Annotated in this window: 21 protein-coding genes and 2 pseudogenes; 9 read left to right on the top strand and 14 right to left on the bottom strand. The window is 36.9% G+C overall.

Annotated elements, in window-relative coordinates; genetic code table 11:
- Nucleotides 1–243: 243 nt before the first annotated feature.
- From N6A79_RS02055 to N6A79_RS02045, 3 genes are all read left to right on the top strand, one after another.
- The gene (locus tag N6A79_RS02055) at nt 244–1,659 is read left to right on the top strand and encodes a DHA2 family efflux MFS transporter permease subunit (protein WP_268546781.1); all 1,416 of its coding nucleotides are present in this window, start codon (nt 244–246) and stop codon (nt 1,657–1,659) included.
- A gap of 209 nt (nt 1,660–1,868) precedes the next feature.
- The gene (thiD, locus tag N6A79_RS02050) at nt 1,869–2,669 is read left to right on the top strand and encodes a bifunctional hydroxymethylpyrimidine kinase/phosphomethylpyrimidine kinase (protein WP_268546779.1); all 801 of its coding nucleotides are present in this window, start codon (nt 1,869–1,871) and stop codon (nt 2,667–2,669) included.
- A gap of 741 nt (nt 2,670–3,410) precedes the next feature.
- Nucleotides 3,411–4,328: an RNA polymerase factor sigma-32 gene (locus tag N6A79_RS02045; RefSeq protein ID WP_268546777.1), complete on the top strand. Its 918-nt coding sequence runs from the start codon at nt 3,411–3,413 to the stop codon at nt 4,326–4,328.
- 319 nt (nt 4,329–4,647) lie between these two features.
- Here the strand turns inward: N6A79_RS02045 and N6A79_RS02040 are convergent, their stop codons facing one another.
- The 3 genes from N6A79_RS02040 to N6A79_RS02030 form a co-directional block, all read right to left on the bottom strand.
- Nucleotides 4,648–5,346, bottom strand: coding sequence for a tetratricopeptide repeat protein (locus tag N6A79_RS02040; protein WP_268546775.1), 699 nt, complete (start codon nt 5,344–5,346; stop codon nt 4,648–4,650).
- Between the two features lie 364 nt (nt 5,347–5,710).
- Nucleotides 5,711–7,519 carry a translation elongation factor 4 gene (lepA, locus tag N6A79_RS02035; RefSeq protein WP_262099117.1) on the bottom strand — a complete coding sequence of 603 codons (1,809 nt, stop codon included), beginning with the start codon at nt 7,517–7,519 and terminating at the stop codon, nt 5,711–5,713.
- Between the two features lie 302 nt (nt 7,520–7,821).
- Nucleotides 7,822–8,271 carry a hypothetical protein gene (locus tag N6A79_RS02030; RefSeq protein WP_268546772.1) on the bottom strand — a complete coding sequence of 150 codons (450 nt, stop codon included), beginning with the start codon at nt 8,269–8,271 and terminating at the stop codon, nt 7,822–7,824.
- Between the two features lie 177 nt (nt 8,272–8,448).
- On the opposite strand from N6A79_RS02030, the gene N6A79_RS02025 reads away from it, so the two are divergent.
- A complete protein-coding gene (locus N6A79_RS02025; RefSeq protein WP_268546770.1) occupies nt 8,449–8,940 on the top strand; it encodes a tetratricopeptide repeat protein in 492 nt (163 codons plus the stop codon).
- Nucleotides 8,941–9,070: 130 nt separating this feature from the next.
- On the opposite strand, the gene N6A79_RS02020 is transcribed toward N6A79_RS02025, so the two are convergent.
- Nucleotides 9,071–9,634: an SMI1/KNR4 family protein gene (locus N6A79_RS02020; protein WP_268546769.1), complete on the bottom strand. Its 564-nt coding sequence runs from the start codon at nt 9,632–9,634 to the stop codon at nt 9,071–9,073.
- Between the two features lie 179 nt (nt 9,635–9,813).
- Between N6A79_RS02020 and N6A79_RS02015 the strand changes: the two are divergent.
- Nucleotides 9,814–9,909, top strand: a pseudogene (locus N6A79_RS02015) (IS6 family transposase); the annotation flags it as partial.
- Nucleotides 9,910–9,947: 38 nt separating this feature from the next.
- Here the strand turns inward: N6A79_RS02015 and N6A79_RS02010 are convergent.
- Both N6A79_RS02010 and N6A79_RS02005 read right to left on the bottom strand, forming a co-directional pair.
- Nucleotides 9,948–10,490, bottom strand: coding sequence for a hypothetical protein (locus N6A79_RS02010; RefSeq protein ID WP_268546767.1), 543 nt, complete (start codon nt 10,488–10,490; stop codon nt 9,948–9,950).
- Nucleotides 10,491–10,501: 11 nt separating this feature from the next.
- Nucleotides 10,502–11,365 carry a hypothetical protein gene (locus N6A79_RS02005; RefSeq protein WP_268546765.1) on the bottom strand — a complete coding sequence of 288 codons (864 nt, stop codon included), beginning with the start codon at nt 11,363–11,365 and terminating at the stop codon, nt 10,502–10,504.
- 207 nt (nt 11,366–11,572) lie between these two features.
- On the opposite strand from N6A79_RS02005, the pseudogene N6A79_RS02000 reads away from it, so the two are divergent.
- Nucleotides 11,573–11,689 (top strand): annotated as a pseudogene (locus N6A79_RS02000) (IS6 family transposase); the annotation flags it as partial.
- An 18-nt stretch (nt 11,690–11,707) separates the two neighbouring features.
- Here N6A79_RS02000 and N6A79_RS01995 read toward each other — a convergent pair.
- The gene (locus N6A79_RS01995; RefSeq protein ID WP_268546763.1) at nt 11,708–12,253 is read right to left on the bottom strand and encodes a hypothetical protein; all 546 of its coding nucleotides are present in this window, start codon (nt 12,251–12,253) and stop codon (nt 11,708–11,710) included.
- Nucleotides 12,254–12,460: 207 nt separating this feature from the next.
- Between N6A79_RS01995 and N6A79_RS01990 the strand changes: the two genes are divergently transcribed.
- Together N6A79_RS01990 and N6A79_RS01985 are read left to right on the top strand one after the other, a co-directional pair.
- Nucleotides 12,461–13,318 (top strand): hypothetical protein, encoded by an 858-nt coding sequence (locus N6A79_RS01990; protein ID WP_268546761.1) that lies wholly within the window; start codon nt 12,461–12,463, stop codon nt 13,316–13,318.
- A gap of 8 nt (nt 13,319–13,326) precedes the next feature.
- The gene (locus N6A79_RS01985; protein ID WP_371739824.1) at nt 13,327–13,545 is read left to right on the top strand and encodes a recombinase family protein; all 219 of its coding nucleotides are present in this window, start codon (nt 13,327–13,329) and stop codon (nt 13,543–13,545) included.
- On the opposite strand, the gene N6A79_RS01980 is transcribed toward N6A79_RS01985, so the two are convergent.
- From N6A79_RS01980 to N6A79_RS01955, 6 genes are all read right to left on the bottom strand, one after another.
- Entirely contained in the window at nt 13,536–14,099 is a 564-nt protein-coding gene (locus tag N6A79_RS01980; protein ID WP_268546758.1) for a hypothetical protein, read from the bottom strand. The two genes, N6A79_RS01985 and N6A79_RS01980, sit on opposite strands and share 10 nt — an antisense overlap.
- A 236-nt stretch (nt 14,100–14,335) precedes the next feature.
- Entirely contained in the window at nt 14,336–15,025 is a 690-nt protein-coding gene (locus N6A79_RS01975) for a GAD-like domain-containing protein (RefSeq protein WP_182418666.1), read from the bottom strand.
- A complete protein-coding gene (locus N6A79_RS01970; RefSeq protein WP_268547527.1) occupies nt 15,018–15,524 on the bottom strand; it encodes a polymorphic toxin type 15 domain-containing protein in 507 nt (168 codons plus the stop codon). The genes N6A79_RS01975 and N6A79_RS01970 overlap by 8 nt, the downstream gene beginning before the upstream one ends.
- 20 nt (nt 15,525–15,544) lie before the next feature.
- Complete coding sequence (locus tag N6A79_RS01965) at nt 15,545–15,775, bottom strand: hypothetical protein (protein ID WP_268546757.1); 231 nt, start codon at nt 15,773–15,775, stop codon at nt 15,545–15,547.
- 24 nt (nt 15,776–15,799) lie between these two features.
- Complete coding sequence (locus tag N6A79_RS01960; RefSeq protein WP_268547526.1) at nt 15,800–18,307, bottom strand: ABC transporter permease; 2,508 nt, start codon at nt 18,305–18,307, stop codon at nt 15,800–15,802.
- A gap of 101 nt (nt 18,308–18,408) precedes the next feature.
- Nucleotides 18,409–19,086 carry an ABC transporter ATP-binding protein gene (locus N6A79_RS01955; protein WP_268546756.1) on the bottom strand — a complete coding sequence of 226 codons (678 nt, stop codon included), beginning with the start codon at nt 19,084–19,086 and terminating at the stop codon, nt 18,409–18,411.
- A gap of 483 nt (nt 19,087–19,569) precedes the next feature.
- On the opposite strand from N6A79_RS01955, the gene N6A79_RS01950 reads away from it, so the two are divergent.
- On the top strand, nt 19,570–20,289 hold the full coding sequence (locus N6A79_RS01950) for a Bax inhibitor-1/YccA family protein (protein WP_182418660.1): 720 nt from the start codon (nt 19,570–19,572) through the stop codon (nt 20,287–20,289).
- Nucleotides 20,290–20,398: 109 nt separating this feature from the next.
- Here the strand turns inward: N6A79_RS01950 and N6A79_RS01945 are convergent, their stop codons facing one another.
- A complete protein-coding gene (locus tag N6A79_RS01945) occupies nt 20,399–20,776 on the bottom strand; it encodes a TFIIB-type zinc ribbon-containing protein (protein ID WP_182418659.1) in 378 nt (125 codons plus the stop codon).
- Nucleotides 20,777–20,796 lie beyond the last annotated feature (20 nt).

The following is a 20,796-nucleotide window of genomic DNA, read 5'->3' as shown; positions in this document are numbered from 1 at the left end:
CCAATCAGATCGAAATGTGCTCTAAATGCCTATGCGCAAGATATGACAACCATTGCGGCGATATATTTGCCGCCAATTTGAAACGTGTCGCACTATTTGCACTTATGCAAAAGAAAAACAGGCAAAAGGCAGGTTTATTCTTGCTTTTTTTTAATATACGTTTTTATTGGGTTCATAATAATTCAATAAACCGCTAAAGATTTAACCCTAGTCTTTGAAGCGTATTAGATTTAGGTGCATCAAATGTCTGTGCAAAATAACGAGCCTCCAAGTGCTGCTCGCCTTACCGCCATTGCTTTATTGGTGGCGGGAACATTTTTTATGGAAAACCTTGATGCAACCATTATCACACCAACCATACCTGATATGGCCATTAGTTTTGGCACAAGATCGATTAATCTTAATATTGGTGTTAGCGCCTATATGCTAACTTTGGGTATTTTTATTCCGGCAAGTGGTTGGATTGCTGAGCGTTTTGGTGCAAGACGCATTTTTGCTTTTGCGATTGCACTTTTTACCTTTGCTTCGCTTTTATGTGGCTTTGCACAAAACTTGCCGCAATTTGTTATATTCCGCATCTTACAAGGTATTGGCGGCGCGATGATGGTTCCAGTTGGACGCTTTGTTGTTTTGCGCTTTACACCTAAAGAAAAGCTTATTCAAACCATTGCCATACTAACTTGGCCAGCATTGGTGGCCCCAGTATTAGGGCCGCCTATTGGCGGTTTCATTGCCGAGCATGTCGATTGGCGTTGGATTTTTTATATAAATATCCCCCTTGGTTTTATGGCTTTTGTCATGGCTTTATGGCTTATTCCTGCCGGCAAAACCAGCCATATTCCGCGTTTTGATTGGCTTGGCTTTTTATACTCCGGCACAGCTTTATTTTGCTTGCTTTATGGTACGGAATTTGTCGGATATGAAGACGCCAACTTATCATTGATTGGTGGCATTGTCTTATTTGGCTGCATAATGCTTTTTATGGCAATTTATCATATGAAGCGCACTAAAAACCCAATGATAAATCTTGCCACCTTAAAAAATAAAACTTTTGCCGTTGCCATTTATGGCGGATCACTATTTCGCATTGGGGTTAGCGCCGTACCATTTTTGGTGCCACTGATGTTTCAAATTGGCTTTGGCTACGACTCCTTTTATGCAGGCATGATGCTGATGATTGTTTTTGCCGGCAATCTCATTATTAAACCACTTACCACGCCAATTTTAAAGCGCTTTGGCTTTCGCCCTGTTTTGATTGTAAATGGTCTTTTAAATGCGCTGTCGCTTTTTCTTTGTATTTTTATCGATCAACATATGCCATTTATCATCACCGCGCTTATTTTATTTGCCGGTGGTGTCACAAGGTCAATTCAATTTACCGCCTTAAATACGGTGGCCTTTGCCGATACCCCAACCAGTGACATGGCCAATGCAAATACGCTTTTTTCAACAGCCAATCAATTAAGCGTTGGTCTTGGCGTTGCCATTGGTGCAATTTCTTGGCGCATTGGCATTATGCTTGCACCAGAAAACGCCTTGCCTAGCATGCAATTTCATATTGCTTTTGTCATTATCGCCCTATTATCATTAATTGGCCTTTGGGACAGCGTGCGCCTTGCCAAGGATGCCGGCGCCCATGTTACTAGAAAAATAAAATGAAAACTTTATTTTTACTATGCGCCGAATATATTATTTATTAACTAAGTTTTTAAGCACAATAATGCAGTTTTATTTTTATATGATAAAAACTAGATATAGTATGTTAATTTTGATAAAATCATTATAAAAATAATACTTACCTTAAAATTAAAACACCGCATAACAACTCAAAAAATACCAAGCAATGCGGTTTATTGAGTGGAAAAAAAATGATCGCAAATGTCTTAAGTATTGCAGGCACTGACCCAAGCGGTGGCGCAGGCCTTCATGCAGATTTGAAAACATTTTCAGCTCTTGGCAGCTATGGCATGGCAGCCGTCACCGCAGTCGTTGCTCAAAATACGCGCGGGGTTAAATCATTTGTTGCGCTAGAGCCGCAATTTGTTGCCGACCAAATTGATGCGGTTTTTGAAGATATTCATGTTGACGCGGTAAAAATTGGGATGATTGCCAATATAAAAATTGGCGAAGCTATTATGGATCGCCTCAATTATCACAAGGCTAAAAATATTGTTTTAGATCCGGTTATGGTGTCTAAAAGCGGCGATTTATTAATGAACAGTGATGCAGTTGATTTTATCCGTGACGTCATGGTGCCAAAAGCCGCCATTATAACCCCTAACTTGCTTGAAGGCGGTGTTCTTTTATCGATAAAGCCAGATTGGAGCGTTGAAAAAATGCAAGAGGTTGCCCCGGCATTAATGGAGCTTGGTGCCGGCGCAGTGCTACTGAAAGGCGGCGCGTTAAAAGGCAATAAAGCAAGCGACTTACTTTGCATCAATAATGAAACAATTTGGCTGGAAAAAAACCGCGTTGAAACCAAAAACGATCACGGTACCGGCTGCACCATATCAGCAGCAATTACCGCTTTATTACCAACCCACTCCCTTAAAGATGCGGTATTTAGCGCTAAAGACTATCTAACCCAAGCGCTTATTATGTCATCAAAGCTTGCGGTTGGTAAAGGCCATGGCCCCGTGCACCATTTTCATAATATTTGGGGCGAATAGGCAATTTTTGCGCAAACGCTCCCATTGCATCTAAAAAGTGACAAAAGATAAAAGGCTGCTTTGGTTTAAAGACAGCCTTTATTTATTCTGCCCAATGAAACCCTGCCTAAGGTTAGGGCCCTAGTCTTAAATTTTTTGCAAAAGCCAAAGATTTACTATTCGATAAAATAGCCATTGGCAAAAATATAAACAATCCCCTAAAAGACGCAATTTGACGCGCATACCGTCTGCTGGCAACCTTATTTATTTTCAATTTTTTCTTTGCCCCCTTGCCCACTTCAAATATATATTGATTATTCCTAATGTTTAATACTTGACTATTATCAAAAAATTCTTGAATTTTGTCTTTTAACCTTAAAATGCAAGAAAAAAAATCGGCTATTGTTCAAAAAGAATCACATAACGGCCACTCAATTTGAATTTTTTCTGCCTTTATCCCCACCAAACACTGGAATAATTCTTGATAAACCCAAAATTAAATTGGGAATGCATTTTATAAAAATACTAAAAAAGTCAAGTATTTAAGTAAAATCCAATGCAACCATAGCAAGAATTTTTTTAAAATTTCAATTTAATATTTGCCGACTAATAGAATTTGAGTTAAACTTATAGTTGTAATAAATACACTTTAAAGTAGCATGCAACCAAATGATTAAATCAGCGTTATATATGTATCGGTACTATCAACGCTGGTTAAACAGCAGAATTCCCTAATGTTTGATAAGTTTATAAGGGGTTAAAATGCAACAAATTGTTACTAGGGATAAACCAACAGCAAGATTTCGCCCTGGAAAGGGCTACGCAACCATAAGTAGAGACATTGTCCAATGGGCTGTCAATGCACCTTATCTTGAAAGGAGCCACGAACAGGCTTTGGCCGAAAAATGGAAGGCCTCTCAGGATACGCAAGCCTTACATGATATTGGTTCTGCCCATATGCGTCTTGTTATTGCGACTGCCAACAAATTTAAACGTTTTAATTTACCGATGGCAGACCTTGTACAAGAAGGTTATATCGGCCTTTTGGAAGCGGCAACACGTTTTGATCCAGAACGTGAGGTGCGTTTTTCTACCTATGCAAGTTGGTGGATCCGCGCTTCTATTCAAGACTATATTCTTAAAAATTGGTCGATTGTGCGTGGTGGAACGAGCTCAGCACAAAAAGCCTTGTTTTTTAACTTGCGCCGTTTGCGCAACCAGCTTAGCGTTGAAGAAGCGCATTTAACCACTGATGAAGTTTATAAAAAACTATCAACCCATTTTGGCGTATCAGTTGGTGATGTTGCAACTATGGATATTCGGCTTTCCGCATCAGACAATTCGTTAAATGCAACAATTGGCAATGATGAGGATAGTACGGCAACCAAAATGGACCAATTGGTTGATTTAGCGCCCTTGCAAGATATGGTTGTAGCTGACGAAATTGATAATGATCGACGCAGCAAATGGCTAAATGAGGCGATGAGTAGCCTTAATGAGCGTGAATTGCTTATTATTAAAATGCGCCGCTTAAAAGAACAAGCTGCAACCCTTGAATATTTAGGCGAGCATCTTGGCATATCTAAAGAACGGGTGCGCCAAATTGAAAGCCGCGCCTTGGAAAAACTTCGTGCAGCCTTATTAAAGCAGCATGAAGAAGAAATTTTTACAAGCTGCTAAGCAATAGCCTATTTGATACGATTAAACACACCAGATTTTGGAGCATATTTTTGTAATGGAGAACAGAAAATTGCAAAAAAGCTTTCTATAACAAAGAGATTGCTCTAACATTTTATTAGGAAAAACATGTGATGCAAATAAATTAAATGGCGGCTACAAAAAGCTTGCCATTTTTATTTTATCCATGCAAAAAATATTGCCGCATAATTGCCACAGGTAATTTTACAACAAATATTACTGATAGCAAAAACTATATTGGCAATGCCTCATGCAGCCATAAGTCATATACTGCCGTTAATTTAAAATTATCAAAATTTCTCTATTTGATGCAATATTTGTCAAGTGATTTATTTGCAAGTTCATTACCTTGGCGTGCTGATAAAAACAGCCATTTTTGCGCTTCATTCTCATTTTTTTCTATTCCCTCGCCACGCTCATACATTGTTCCTAACAAAAATTGGGCCTCGGCCTCCCCTAATTGAGCCGCTTTTTGAAACCATTCCAAAGCTTCACTATAATTTTGGTCTATTTCATTACCCATATAATATATTCTACCGAGTATAACTTGCGCTATCCTATTTCCCTGACAAGCGGAAAGTGTAAACCATTTAATTGATTGATGTATGTCTTTCTTAACGACTACACCTTTAAGATAAGCCATTCCTAAATGGCATTGTGCATCATCATGTCCTTTTTTAGCCGCAAGCGCAAACCATCTAAAAGCTTTTTTTTTATCTAATCTTACCCCAAAACCGCTTAAATACATAAGCCCCATACTATACTGCGCATCGGTATAATTCTGATCTGCTGAAAGTTGAAACCACTTAAATGCTGCTAGGTAATTTCCGTTTTCATCCCTGCCCACGGCATATGCCTCGCCTAACCGAAATTGCGATTGAGCATCGCCTTTGTAAGCATTATACAATAGGATTAGAGTACCGACTTTTAATCCTTTAAAGGTCAAATAAAAAAATATTAGAAGAATACATATTATTAAAACTAAAGCATAATTGAGCATAGGAACCACTTAAAAAGATCTTAATAAAATTTATATGATTTTATCTTCATATTTAGCAAACCATCTCAAACACATTTAATCTTAAATGTTGAGCATTCTTTAATTAGAACGCATTTCGATCTGATTAGATCAAACCGGCGCTCTAATCCTTTTTTTACATAGCGTTTTTTGTCCAAAAACCGCTTCACACTTTTCAAAAAACGCTCTAAAGCCTGCAGCCTCATTCCTTATTATAATATTGATAAAAGTACGGCTATTCAATTTAAAAAACTATAGCGAGTTTAAAACATAATTACGCAATAAAAAACGCTAAATAGCAGCTTTGCCATTTAGCGTTTTAATGAATTTAGCAGAGACTGAAAGCCTAATTATCGCCCATTTTAAGCGCTTGGATAAAGGCTTCCTGCGGAATTTCCACCTTACCAAATTGGCGCATGCGTTTTTTACCCTCTTTTTGCTTATCAAGCAATTTACGCTTACGGCTAACGTCACCACCATAACATTTAGCGGTCACATCTTTACGCAAAGCGCGAATTGTTTCACGAGCAATAATCTTACCGCCAATTGCCGCTTGAATCGGGATTTGGAACATATGTTGCGGAATAAGGTCTTTTAGCTTTTCACACATGACGCGGCCACGCTTTTCCGCCGCAGTGCGGTGCACCAACATTGACAGCGCGTCCACTGGCTCAGCATTGACCAAAATCGACATTTTAACAAGGTCGCCTTCACGATAATCAGTAATTTGATAATCAAATGAAGCATAGCCCTTGGAAATAGACTTCAAGCGGTCGTAAAAATCAAAAACCACTTCATTTAGTGGCAAATCATAAGTGACCATAGCACGAGTGCCAACATAGGATAGATCAACCTGAATACCGCGGCGATCTTGGCAAAGCTTTAAAATAGCGCCCAAATATTCATCTGGCGTTAAAATAGTTGCTTTAATCCAAGGCTCTTCAATCGAGGTAATCTTGATAATATCCGGCATATCAGCAGGATTGTGCAATTCTTTCTGGCTACCGTCTAGCATATTCATGCGGTAAACAACCGATGGAGCTGTAGCAATAAGATCAAGGTTAAACTCACGCTCCAAACGCTCTTGGATAATTTCAAGATGAAGAAGCCCTAAGAAACCACAACGGAAACCAAAACCAAGTGCGGCGGATGTTTCCATTTCAAAGGAGAAGCTTGCATCATTAAGGCGTAATTTACCCATTGCGCCGCGCAAATCTTCAAAATCTGCCGCATCAACCGGGAATAGACCACAGAAAACAACGGGTTGCGCAGGTTTAAAGCCCGGTAGTGCATCTTCACAAGGGCGGCGATCTTCAGTAATGGTATCACCAACGCGCGTATCAGCAACTTCTTTGATGGACGCAGTGATAAAACCAATTTCACCCGGCCCCAATTCATCCATTGCCAACATTTTTGGGGTAAACACGCCCACACGTTCAACCGGATATTTTGCGCCAGTATCCATCATGCGGATAGTTTGACCTTTTTTCAAAACACCATCAATAACCCGCACAAGCACAATAACGCCAAGATAGGCATCATACCAGCTATCCACCAACATGGCTTTTAGCGGCTTTGTTGCATCGCCTTCCCGTGGGGGCGGTAATCTTGTTGCAATTGCTTCCAAAACATCGGCAATGCCAAGACCAGTTTTAGCAGAAATTTCCACCGCATCACTGGCATCAATGCCAATCACTTCTTCGATCTGCTCTTTAACGCGCTCTGGTTCAGCTGCGGGCAAATCAATCTTATTTAAAACAACGACCAATTCATGGTTATTATCAATGGCCTGATAAACATTGGCAAGGGTTTGCGCTTCCACGCCTTGTGAAGCATCAACGACTAAAAGCGAGCCTTCACAAGCCGATAATGAGCGCGATACCTCATAGGCGAAGTCAACGTGACCGGGCGTATCAATGAGATTGAAAACATAGTCTTCACCATTTTTGGCCTTATAATGCAAACGCACGGTTTGCGCCTTAATGGTAATGCCACGCTCGCGCTCGATATCCATAGAATCAAGCACCTGATCCTTCATCTCGCGCGTATCCAGACCGCCAGTCAATTGAATGAGGCGGTCGGCCAATGTTGATTTGCCGTGGTCGATATGCGCCACGATGGAAAAATTTCGAATATGGTCAAGTTTTGTCGTCATAGAAGCGATTTAGCAGGTGTTAACAATAAAGGCAAAGCCCTTCTTAGCAAGTTGGGCATAGATTTGCAGCTTTTCACAGCTTGCTTGCTAAAATATTATGATTTTTAGGCAAGAACATGCAAAACCCCATAAATATTATCAATGATAAAATCAAACAAGCATTAAGCCAATGGCTGCCATTACGCTCTGGCTGATTTGCCAATGAAGTTACCCTAGATCTAATATCAGATTCTGTGAGATCAATTTCTTAAAATTTTAGTTACTTGCAAAAAGGTTGGTTATCATGACCTCAAACAGGAATACTATTTTATTAAATAGTCAACCCAAGCATCACTATAATTAAAAATTTCAATTTCATCTAATGATTTACTATTTTCAATTATGTCTTCACATTTAATCGTTACATTTCCTGTCAAATTAATCATCTTTTTTAAAATATTATCTAAAGCAGTTGTAAAGACACTTATTTCTGTAAAACTTATCAAATAAGATGCTAATTTAGCATCTAATTTTTCTGTTGAACAACATTTTACATAGTAAAAAATAGTATTTTTTACATTGTTTGATTTTAAATAATCATCGCCAATTAGGTAGATTAAATGATTTTCAATGTTATTTTGTATAAATTCCTTTAATCCATCATAATCCTTCTTATTTTCAAATTCCATCACCTGATCTCCCATTTCGTCGTTATCCCATAGGCAGAGAAATGGTTCTATTATTTGGAAAAATATTTTTTCGTAAATAATCATTTTTAATTCCTTGTTATAGATTTGGAAAAAGCACAACTCATTGCACCGCGATATATTTGCAGTTAGATAAGTTAACAATACCTAAAAACTGAGGGTTTAGGGCATAAATGCATATAATTTAAACTTTGCTGCAAGGCTGTAACCCAGTTGGTGTATAATTTTTAAGGAGGAAATGTCATGACATTTGAAAAAGATATTGCTGATCAGGCTTTTATGAAACGGGAATACGGCTTCCTGATAGAATATTGTCAAAAAGCTATTGGAGAAGACCCTTTAGATTATCAGCCACACGTTAGCATTTCGGATGCTTTCAGCATGTTGAAGATGTATCAAAATGCAATTGATCATGAAAAAATAGCGCTGACATTGCTAAAAGATAATCAACTAAAGGAGAGATATGGAATCTTATATGGTCTTGGTACAGATTATATGAATACTGGATTACTTGATGAAGCCAAATTAGCCTTTATTGAAATTGAAAAAGAACCTTATTTTCAAATAGATTCATATTTTATTCAGCTAGCTATTGCAATCAAACAGGCTAAAATATTGGAGGCTGAACGGTTATTTAAATTGCTGCCTGATGATTTTGTCCGCCATTATATTATAGGCCGCCCTTATACTGATAAAGCCATTTTGCGGCAGGAAATTGACAAGTTGAAAGACTAGGTTCAAGACCCTAGAGGTTTGAAACGTGCAAGGTTTTGTAAAGGTTCGGGCCAATAAAAATACTCTAACGCAATTACTGGATTAAGGTAATTTTCTATATTAAATAAAACCTGTTTCCATTACGAACACTTTATAAATTATAACGTTCTTTTATGACTTCTTCACTATTTAACTCTTTTAACATATCGGTAAAATTTGGTGCTACATAGCCAATTGTATCCCAATCGTTCATTGATGTGCCAAAAGTCCAAACGGATAAATCAGGATGATATAAAATATTACCAAAAGTTTTTGGGCGTAAATCGATAAGTAATGACGATTCATTACTTCTGGAAAGAGGAAGTAAAACTTTAGGAAGGCGCGGGCCAATTTCGTCATTATAAGGTGATGGATTTTGATACCACTCAATTGCATTGATTATGGACTGAGCAGATTCAACCAACAAATAAGAACCTTCAAGCTTTGAACCACTAATATAATCAACTTTAAAACACGAGCAATCATTAGTTTGAGTTGGAGCAACCATTGAATATTCTAGCATAAAATCGATAAAGTCATCGGGTAAATGAGACCCAATCATATCTTCAATTTTCTGTAATTGTTCTCCTGTACTAGGCTCATAAAATCGGGGGCCTGCGGCTTTTCTTTGCAAATAAGCACCGTAAACAATTGGATTTATTGCTTCTAGATTCATTTTGTTTCTCCAACCTTTTCGCAAATATTATTCGTAATCTGTATTAACGTTAAAAATATAGAATTTTGAGACCATTCTTTTCTGTTTTAGCGAAACATAGTGGCTCAAAAAATTAAAGAATAAATTATTTCTGTATATAAGGGGTGATTGGGCAAGGAATGATTTTATAACTAATTTAAATAATACGCCACTTTGATGCAATGATAATTATTCAGGTGGCAGCCAAGTATCTGCGTTATTGTTTAAGCTATAGGGATATTGAAGGGATATTATTGGGTATAGCATCAAGGTTGACCTAATTTAAATCAATCTTTCATTTATAAATTTCACACTCCAAAATATTAATTGATCTAAAATCCCTTTTTTCATCTTTGAAAAAAATATATTCGCTCGCCCTATTTCGCTTTCTACATGTAAAATGTTGAAATTCGTTTACATCAAAAATATAATTAGCTAGGCGTTTAAATTTTTCGATAATGTTATGTTTAAAATTATCATCTAAATATTTTTCTTTAATTATAAGTTGGCAACTATCATTTTCTCCTTGTCTACCAGCATAGATTTTATTGAGAAATTCAAATTGCACGTCATATTCATACAAATAGTCAGATTCTTTTCCAGTACTAGCAATACAAAAAACAGATATTTTATCTAGATATTCATTTAAACTAATCAATTTTTTGTTTACTCTATTATATTTTCTATAACCTTTACTATCATAAATATTAGACTGATAACCAATATGAGTAATATCCAATCCCATATCAGCAAATATTTCATTTGCTTGGTGATTAATTATATTGAATTGACTATCTTTACGGATAGTGCCCCAAAATATATATGAATGAAATAGCATAATCATTAATCCTATTGATGCAAATTAGGTATAGTTTTAATTCTACCTGAACCTATGGCCAAAAAGACATCATTAAGAGTCTTAATTTCAAATTTTAAATAATTTTTATTAGGAAAATCATATTCATCTAATTCATAATCACCACCATATATAGATTTATATATTTCATTTAATCTATAATTACTAATAATACTTGAAAATATTAAACTATATATACATGATTCCTGATGATTTTCTTGATAATAATCTATATAGCTCTTTTTAATGGACCGCAAATTATTATCTAAAAATTTAAATTTAAGTAAATTTGTATATTCCCACAAAATGCTATTATCGTTAATAAAGTCCATAAAAGCATATGCTGAGCCAACGGTTATACATGAGTCAAAATTGCATTTATGGCAAATATTTAACAAAAAACTAGGCCAATCACATACATCAGCATCAATAATCAATTCTTTTTCGAAATTTTTATGTTCTTGTTTTATACGCCTGTAATGACCAATTGCCGATATATAAGAAAGCCTTTCTTTATAAGAAATGCTAGAATGAAAACTTTCAACGATACCGTTTTTTATTATTTTTTTTAGGAAAAATAATTCTTTGTAATTTATAGGATTTACAATCATTCCATAAAATATGTTTTTTGTTTTTTTAGCAACAATAAAATCAATATCTTTAATTATGGTTTTATCATAATAAATTCTTATCATTAAATAGTCGCAGTCCATATCAACCCCATCTATAATCACCTTATGGTAGATAAGATTTCCAAAACTATGCAACATATTGCCTGAAAGGCCATAAACACTTTGATTAGTTATGTAAGCAATCTCTTCACCATCTTTCATGACATTAATGGAGTAAGTAATCATAATATTTCTTAACCTTTTATTTTTAGTTAGTTCTTTTCGCAAATATTATTAGTCAACTACCTTAACGTAAAAATATGAAAACTTGCGACAAATCTAATCCCTGGGCTTTCCTGTTTTAACGAAGCATAGTGGCTCAAAAAATTAAAGAATAAATTATTTCAAATATAACGGTTGATTGGGCAAGGAATGATTTTAAAGCCAATTTAAATAATACGGCACTTTGATGCGATAATTATTATTCAGGTGGCAGCTAAGTATCTGCCTTATTGTTTAAGCTATAGAGATATTGAAGAGCTGTTATTGGAGCATGGCATCAAGGTTGACTTGAATTAAACCAATCGTTCATTTATAAATTTCACGCTCCAAAATATTAATTGATCTAAAATCCCTTTTTGTACCCTTGTAAAAAATATAATCTCCAGCTTTAGTTTGGCTTCTACATGTATAATGTTGAAATTCATTTACATCTAAAATAGACTTAGCTAGGTGTTTAAATTTTTCGATAATGTTATTTTTAAAATTATCATCTAAATATTTTTCTTTAATTACAAGTTGGCAACTATCATTTGGTCTTTGCTTGTCGCCAGCGAAAATTTTATTGAGAAAATCAAGTTGTACGTCATACTCATACAAATAGTAAGCATCTTTTGCATTATTAGTTATATTTAAAAAATATATATTATCTAAATTTTCATTTAAACTAAGCAATTTTTTGTTTACCCTATTATATTTTCTATAACCTTTACTATCATAAATATTAGAATCATAACCAATATGAGTAATATCCATTCCCATATCAGCAAATATTTCATTTGCTTGGCGATTAATTATATCGAATTGACTATCTTTGCGGATAGCGCCCCAAAATATATATGAATGAAATAGCATAATCATTAATCCTATTGGTGCAAATTAGGTATAGTTTTAATTTTACCTGAACCTAAAACTACTGAGCCAGTTTGACAGCATGCTGTGATTTGACTACCTGCATTTTTCATTTTATCATTTAATTTAACATGTTTTATCAGTGCCTTACAATGAATAATTGTCACTTAGCTAGGCAAGACCCTAAAATATAATACGTTAGGAAGTTTTATGATTTATTACCACATTAATGTCATGAAAGACGATAGAGAAGTTGCCTACATAACGGACCAAAACGTTTATGGCCTCTCAGGCAATATGCTGCATCAAATAGGAAATGCTATTTATCATAAATTGATTGTTGAAGGTATTGATATCGACTGCGACTATTTAATGATAAAAATTTATTATGATAATACCATAATTAAAGATATTAATTTTATTATTGCTAAAAAAACAAAAAACTTATTCTATGGAATGATTTGCTATCCTATAGCTTATAAAGAATTATATTATTTGAGAGAAATTATAAAAAACGGTATTATTAAAAAATTTGATCATGGAACTTCTTTTAAAGAAAGGCTTTCTTATCTATCAGCAATTGGGCATTATCGGAGCATAAAACACGAACATAAAAATTTCGAAAAAGAATTGATTATTGATGCTGATGTATGTGATTGGCCTAGTCTTTTATTAAATATTTGCCATAAATGCCAATTTGACTCATGTATTACCGTTGGCACGGCATATGCTTTTATGGAATTTATTAATGATAATAGTATTTTGTGGGAACATACAAATTCACTTAAATTTGAATTTTTAGGTAATAATATAAGGTCTGTTAAAAAGAGTTATATAGTTTATTGTCAAGGAGACTATCAAGATTCATGTATTTCTAGTTTAATTTTATCAAATATTATTCGGGACAAGCGGTTATATGAAATATATAAGAAAATGTTCTTTGATGCTTCAGGATTAAGTGAACAAAGTTGGCCATATAAAGAATTTTTGCATTATGAAAATAGTGTACTTAACAATGTTTTTTTGGCCATAGGTTCAGGTATTATTAAAAAGTACGGATTAGATTGATACAAATAGTGTCTGATAGGCTCTTTTTTCATGTGATGGCAAGTTTAGCACAAATGGAACGAGAATTGATTATTGAGCGCACGCGGGCTAGATTAACAACAGCAAGACAAATGGATCTCATTGGTGGCCGCCCACGTAAAATGACCAACAGCAAATTTAGATCTGCCAACCATCTTTTAGCCAATGGTGTTCCGCCAAAAGATCTAGCCAAAAAACTTTATTTATAAATTTTACGCTCTAATACTCTAATCGAAGCAATATCTGGAATATCCTCAACTTTCTTTCCTTCTTGATAACTATCAATTGCAAAATGTTTTTCAGTAACAAAGTGCTGATACTCATTTTTATCAAGAACGATATTGGCTAATTGTTTAAAAATTGGCAATATTGCTTCTTCAAAATTGTTCGAAATATATTGATTTTTAAGCACAAAATGGCAGATATCTCTTTTGGGATTGGGGCCAACATGATCATATAGTTTAAAATTTTCTTCTCTTATCCCTACCCGAATGTCAAAATTTGATAATATTTCAGATTCCTTACCCGTATAATCAAATGTTACATATGCAAGCTTATCTATTTCTTCATCAAAACAACGAAGCTTTTTAATCACTCTTTGGTAAGTTCTATAACCATTACTATCATACTTCGCAGAGTCATATCCGATATGAGTAATGTTTAAATTTAAATGAGAATATATGTCTTTAATATATTGATCAACGGTGTTGAATTGAACATTTTTACGGATTGCTCCCCAAAATGTGAAGGCGTGATAAAGCATACTGTAAACTCCATTCAATATAACCTATCAAAAATGAGGCAGCCAAGTTGCTTTAAAAGGAAAATCTGGCGCAATAAGCTGCCATTTCGCTCCAATTATTGATGTGTAAATTCTATCCCCCACCAGTGAACTGATCCGAAATTAAATATCGCCAAGTTTTATGTGACAAGGATCGTCACAGTGCATTGGTACCCGCTATTATTAATAAAAATTTTTGTCAACAATACCTTAATTAATTATCCAATAGGCCTAACTTTAACAAAACTATTACCATCGCTAGATGTTGTTGTTAGATAGAAAGTATCTAATTGAGCAAGAATAGCAAAATGTTCAAAAGCTTGAACTTTTTTTATGTTTTCAATTCTATTCATTGGGGTATCACTACCTCCTAATAAAGCCAAAGCAGGGAAATAACCATAGCATTGCCCCATATCTAGCTTACCATAGTGTTCTAGACAACGCGCAAACAAGGGCTCATCATTAAAATCATAAAACTCGATAGATCGTTTCTTTGGTAACATTTGGGATGCGATATGGTCTGGCGTCGCTTTAACCTCTTGTTTATAGATCAAAAAATCTGAAAAAACCATACAGTCAACCAGATTAATTTTGAAATTATATAAAGTACTAGACCAACAATATAAGTCTCCAAATGCCGAATAAGCATAAACATGGACGTCTTTATGATGGAAGTCTTTATCAGCTTCAAAAATTAAGGCTAAAATAGAGCGCATGTCATCTGGGTTACATAATTGTAAACCACGGTCAAAAAATGAACAAAATCCAAATTCATTTAAAAAACCGGCAAATGAGGGTGGAAATATTTCATACATGCGCGTTATAATTTCGGGTGAAAGTTTTTCAATGTCATCAGGTTGTCCATTTGTATCCAAATAATATTGAATGTTTTCATGAAAATTAGTCATAATCGTGTTTACACCTTCCTAATTCAATGTTCATTTTTTCGTTGTGCAATCCATTTTTTTGTATTTTTTTGACTTCATCACGCAAATAATCAACTCTACTCATACCATTTTTATCTTTTGTGGACACCCATTGGCTACCAATCGACCTATTAGCGTTAGAGTCATCTAAAACAGGATTACCATGTTTATCATGACTAAATGCATTTGGATCGCCACCAACCATCATATCTAAAACATGAGTTGCATCAAGATTTTTCATCTTTTTAGCAATGTCAGAAGCAGATAATTTTTGACGTTTTAAATAGTTTTCAAAAGCTTTACGATGGTTAGCTTGCGCTATGGAATTTCTTATTTTATCTGTTCCTCCAGCAGCGTCGATCCTCGAAAAAGCAGCAGCCATCTCATCAACCGTCATGTTATTAATAGCCGCCATTTGCTCGTCTAGTTGCTTTTTAAATTCAGCGGCCTTCCCCTTTTTGGGTCCTGTGTAACAAGGAATTCTCCTTTTATTTGAACCTATTATTCTTGCACCATCGTTTCGGTCGTTGTTATTATTACCATTTGAATTCTGATTATCAGATTTATCATTATGGTTCGTTGCTGATACAAAGGCAAACGGGTTGAATTTTCCTTTACGGTTATTTCTTCAACCATGCCTTCAGCAATTTGAAGCTGCAACCAATTACAAAAGCGTGCATATTCATGAAGCGAATGAAAAGCATCGATTGGATACCAAAGACAATTTTTCATTCGCCCCTCTATTTAGTCTAATTATCACAATTCACGCAGCCAACGCGATGGTTTTTGCCCTAAAATACGCCATGTGCCAATAAGACCAAAACCAACACTTAGCACCAAGGCAGCAACCAAAACCATAAGCCCTGTTTGCGGCAGTAGTACTGCATCAAGATCCATACGAAAACGTGCCATAGCAAGCCCTGCCGCACTGCCTGCGATGAAGGCAAAAACTGCGCTAACAACGCCTAAAATTATATATTCATATAAAAAGGCGCGAATAAGCACTTTGCGGGTTGCGCCAAGAGTTTTTAGCACCACCGCATCATGGGTTCGACTACGGTTACCGGCGGACAGCGCGCCTGCCAACACAAGAATGGCGGCAAGCAAAGCAATAGAGGCAGAGGCGCGCACACCAAGACTAATTTGATCAATAAGCTCTCTTGCATTGGTGATAATATCTTGCACTGATAAAATTGTCACCGAGGGAAAATCCTTACCAATAGCGCGCATTAATGCCACATCTTCAAGCGTGCCATCGCCTTTTTTAAGCGTTCCCATCCAAATATGCGGCGCACCACGAAAACTATTGGGCGAAAAAATCATGACGAAATTCATATTCATCGAATCCCAATGCACTTCCCGCAGGCTAGTAATTTTAGCCGATATTTGCCGCCCTAAGGCGTTAACGGTTATCATGTCACCAAGCTTTAAGCCAAGTGCTTTTGCTTCATCATTTGACATGGATACTTGCGGTGGACCATCATAATTTTGCGGCCACCATGTGCCTTCTTTTAGTATGGTCGATTGTGGTATATTATCTGAATAGGTAATATTACGGTCACCGCGCAGCACCCAACGGCCATTTTCAGCGACATTGGCATCCTTTGCCTCGACATTATTAAGCGCGGTGATACGCGCCCGCAAAGTGGGCATAAGCCGCAATTCACCCTTGGGATCATTTTGAGCGATCAAGGCACGAAATGCCGGCTCTCCATCGCTTGGAATATCAAGGAAGAAAAATGCTGGCGCATTGATCGGCACGGTATCGCCAAGTTGCCGGCGCAAATTACCGTCAATCGTCGCAATGGCAACAAGCAAAGTTAGCCCAAGACCAAGCGCAAGCACAATGGCACTGGTTAAGGAACCCGGGCGATAAATATTGCCAATAGCAAGGCGCAAAGCAGGCGCGCGGACATGGGAAACCTTTTTGGCAAGATATTGGATAATAATCGCCAATAGCCGCAAAACAATGAAAACACCAATAACAGCAATGATGAAAATAGCCGCCATACGCCGATCATAAGCGGTAAAAACCGCCATGAAAGCAATAGAGCCAAAAATCAATGCGACAATAACAAGATAAAGCCGCGCAATTTTAACCTTGCCAGAAAAGCCCATAGCGCGAAAAAGGGTAGTGACCGGAATTTCACGCGCGCGTGCCAAAGGTATTAACGCAAAACCAAGCGTGGTTAGCAAGGCAAAAACTGCACCATTTAACAGGCTAAGGTAGGAAATTGACCAACCACCAGCCAAAGGAAAATAAGAATTTAATATCTGCCCAACAATCGGCGGTATAATCAGCGCAAAAACAAGACCAATAGCAATACCGATAAAGCTCAACAACACGATTTGGATTAAATAAAGCCAAATAACAAAATTACCCGAAGCACCAAGCGATTTTAGCGTGGCAATCACACCGAATTTGGTTTCAAGATAGGCACGCACCGCATTGGCGACACCAACACCGCCAACCACCAAGGCCATTAAGCCAACGAGGGTTAAAAATTGCGAAAACCGTTCAATATTACTGGTTAAAGCCGGCGTTGCATTGTCGCTATTGCGGATAATCCATAAATTATCAGGAAATTGCTTTTTAGCCGCTTCATCAAATTTGGCAACCTCAGCTAATTTAGCGGCAGGAACCGCTATTTTATAGGTATAGGTAAAAAGACTGCCCGGTTGTAAAAGACCGGTTTGCTTCATTGCCTCTTCTGACAAAAACACCCGAAGTCCTAATTGAAAGCCTTCCGATAACAAATCAGGCTCATTTTCCACCAAGCCTCTGATTTCAAAATTTGTGTTGCCAAGGGTAAGCTTATCGCCAATATTCAAATCAAGGCGCTGGGCTAAAAGCGGCGCAACAACAACACCATAAGTACCATTGATATTTTTGACTTGATCATAAAGATTATTGGAAAATTTGCCATCATTAAGCTTAACTTTGACACTGCCATAAAGCGGATATTTGTCGTCAACCGCGCGGGCTTCAGCCAGTAACTGGGTTTGGTCACTGCTGCGCCGTGCCATGGTGCGCATCCAAAGGCTAGAAGACACATTGCCCATGCTTTCAAGATAGCTTAATTCTTGTGGGGTTGCTTCCTTTTGCGTCATCGAAACGCGCAAATCACCACCAAGCAATATTTTACCTTGGGTGGCAAATTCTTGGCGTATCATATCAGTAATACCACCAACACCGCCGATTGCCGCAACACCAAGGGCAATGCAGCTAAGAAAAATATAAAAGCCACGTAAGCCACCGCGCATTTCACGCAAAGCAAAACGTAAAGCCAGTTTTAAACTGGCAAATTTTGATAAATTATCAACGGCGTTTGAAGCAACCGTAACGCTATCATTTGGCTTCATGCTCATTGCCCTGCTTCAAGTTCGCCATTGCGTACATGGATTTGGCGGGCGCAGCGCGCCGCTAATTGATTATCATGGGTAACAAGCACCATGGTGGTGCCGTTGTCTTGCGCGCGCTTAAATAAAAGATCGGCAATATCTTGGCCGGTTGCGCTATCTAGGTTGCCGGTTGGCTCATCAGCAATAATAATTTTTGGTCTTGGCGCTAAAGCTCTTGCAATAGCAACGCGCTGTTGTTCGCCGCCTGATAGGGTTGCTGGATAATGGTTTAAGCGGTGGCCAAGGCCAACCGCTTCTAATTCCTGGCGCGCGCGATCAAAAGCATTTTTATCACCTGCAAGCTCTAAGGGAACAGCCGTATTTTCAAGCGCCGTCATATTGGGAATAAGGTGGAAGGATTGGAAAACAATACCAATATTGCGGCCACGAAACAATGCCGCTTCATCTTCATTTAACTTTGAAATATCGCAATCACTAATTAACACTTTACCGCCATCAACTTTTTCAAGCCCGGCAAGCACCATTAATAAAGTTGACTTTCCTGAACCCGATGGCCCGACAATGCCGATAACCTCCCCCTTATTAATTGTAAGTGAAATATTTTTCAACACATGGACTTTTGAAGCACCCTCACCCAAGGTTAAATCAACATTTTTTAAAGCCACCAATAAATCTGCCACGAACAACTCCACTCACATAGATTTTAATGCATATGATGATTTTAATGCATATGATTTTAGTTGTAAGCAAAAATAAGCCAAGTTTATGGTTAGCTTTAAAAAATCAACAAAATAATAGTAGCAAAGAAAAATAAACATCAAAATAGTGCAGCCAATCAATGAAGTTTTACACTTGATACTTTGTGAAAAAGCAAAAAAAGTTAAATTAAAGGCTTGTTTATAAAACTATAAATCGCCATAATAATAGCAAGGCATGCTGGAGTTCCGCCAGCGGAGCCTGGGAGTTTAATCAGCGCTTTGCTCTTATTTTAAAATTTATTGAATTTTTGTTATATCTCAAATTTTAAGACAAGATGTATAGGTGTTAAAATGACGGACGAAATATAAATATCAATCCATCATAAAATTGGCATTTTTTAGCATTAGCATACTAAATTGCTTAAACGACCGACACCGGACGGAACGCACGCAAAGGATTATATTATGGCAGATTTTAATAATATGCGCACAACAACAATTGCGCGCGGCGATGCATCCATTGATCTAGGTTTGCGCAGCTATATGCTTGGCATCTATAACCTGATGATGGTTGGACTTGCAATTACAGGCATTATTGCAATGGCTGTTGCTTATTTTGCAGCAACCAATGTTGAATTTTTAATGTTCTTGTATCGATTTAATTTTATCCTAATTCTTGTACCATTTGGCGTTGCTATGTTTTTGCAATTCCGGATTGATAGTTTGTCGACATCAACAGCAAGAACTCTATTTATTGCCTATGCAGCACTATTGGGTGCGTCTTTGGCACCGATATTCTTAGTTTATGATGTTGCCAGTATTTCACGCACATTCTTTATAACAGCGGCATCTTTTGGTGGTTTATCACTTTACGGTTATACAACCAAACGCGACCTTAGCCCAATGAGAACATTTTTAGTTATTGGTCTTATCGGTTTGGTTATCGCATTGCTTGTCAGCTTGTTTGTTGAATCATCAGCTATGGACTTCATTATTTCTGTTGCAGGTGTGTTAATTTTTGCAGGCTTTACCGCTTATGATACCCAAAAGATCAAAGAATTATATTATGCAGGCGACCATGACGAAACACGTGGTAGAAAAATTGTGATTGGTGCGTTGCACCTCTATCTCGACTTTGTCAACTTATTCTTGTTCCTTTTGCGTTTCCTTGGTAACCGCAATTAATATGAAGCGAATACAAATATAGTGTAAACAAGTATTGTATAAAAATGAAAGCCCCGTTTTCTTTTAGAAAACGGGGCTTTTTATTAGTTTCAGCCTATAGCTTTTATATTTAATCACCAAACTCAAATATCTCACTTAAGAATGATTTTTTACGGTTTTTCTTACCATCATGATAGCGGTCGTCATAACGATCTTTTTCATTATAGCGATCTTTTTCACTATATCGCCTGTCCCCATGTCTATCATCACGCGCACGCTCATCGCGATAGGAATCATGATGCGAACTTGCGGCTCTTGGCGGCTCATAAGACGTATCCGCGCGCCGATCACTCACATCCCGCTGGTTCATTTCCTGCGAGCCACGCTCTAAAATTTTATCCAACTCACCGCGATCAAGCCAAATACCACGACATTTTGGGCAGTAATCAATTTCGATACCACTGCGCTCACTCATGACCAGAGTTTCACCATCAATAGGACATTGCATTTTATCTTCTCCAATTTATC

The organism is Bartonella sp. HY761, assembly GCF_026743145.1.
In the GTDB taxonomy this organism is placed as follows: domain Bacteria; phylum Pseudomonadota; class Alphaproteobacteria; order Rhizobiales; family Rhizobiaceae; genus HY038.
The sequence above is the reverse complement of the archived record's forward strand: the minus strand, read 5'-3'. Positions and strand labels throughout refer to the sequence as shown.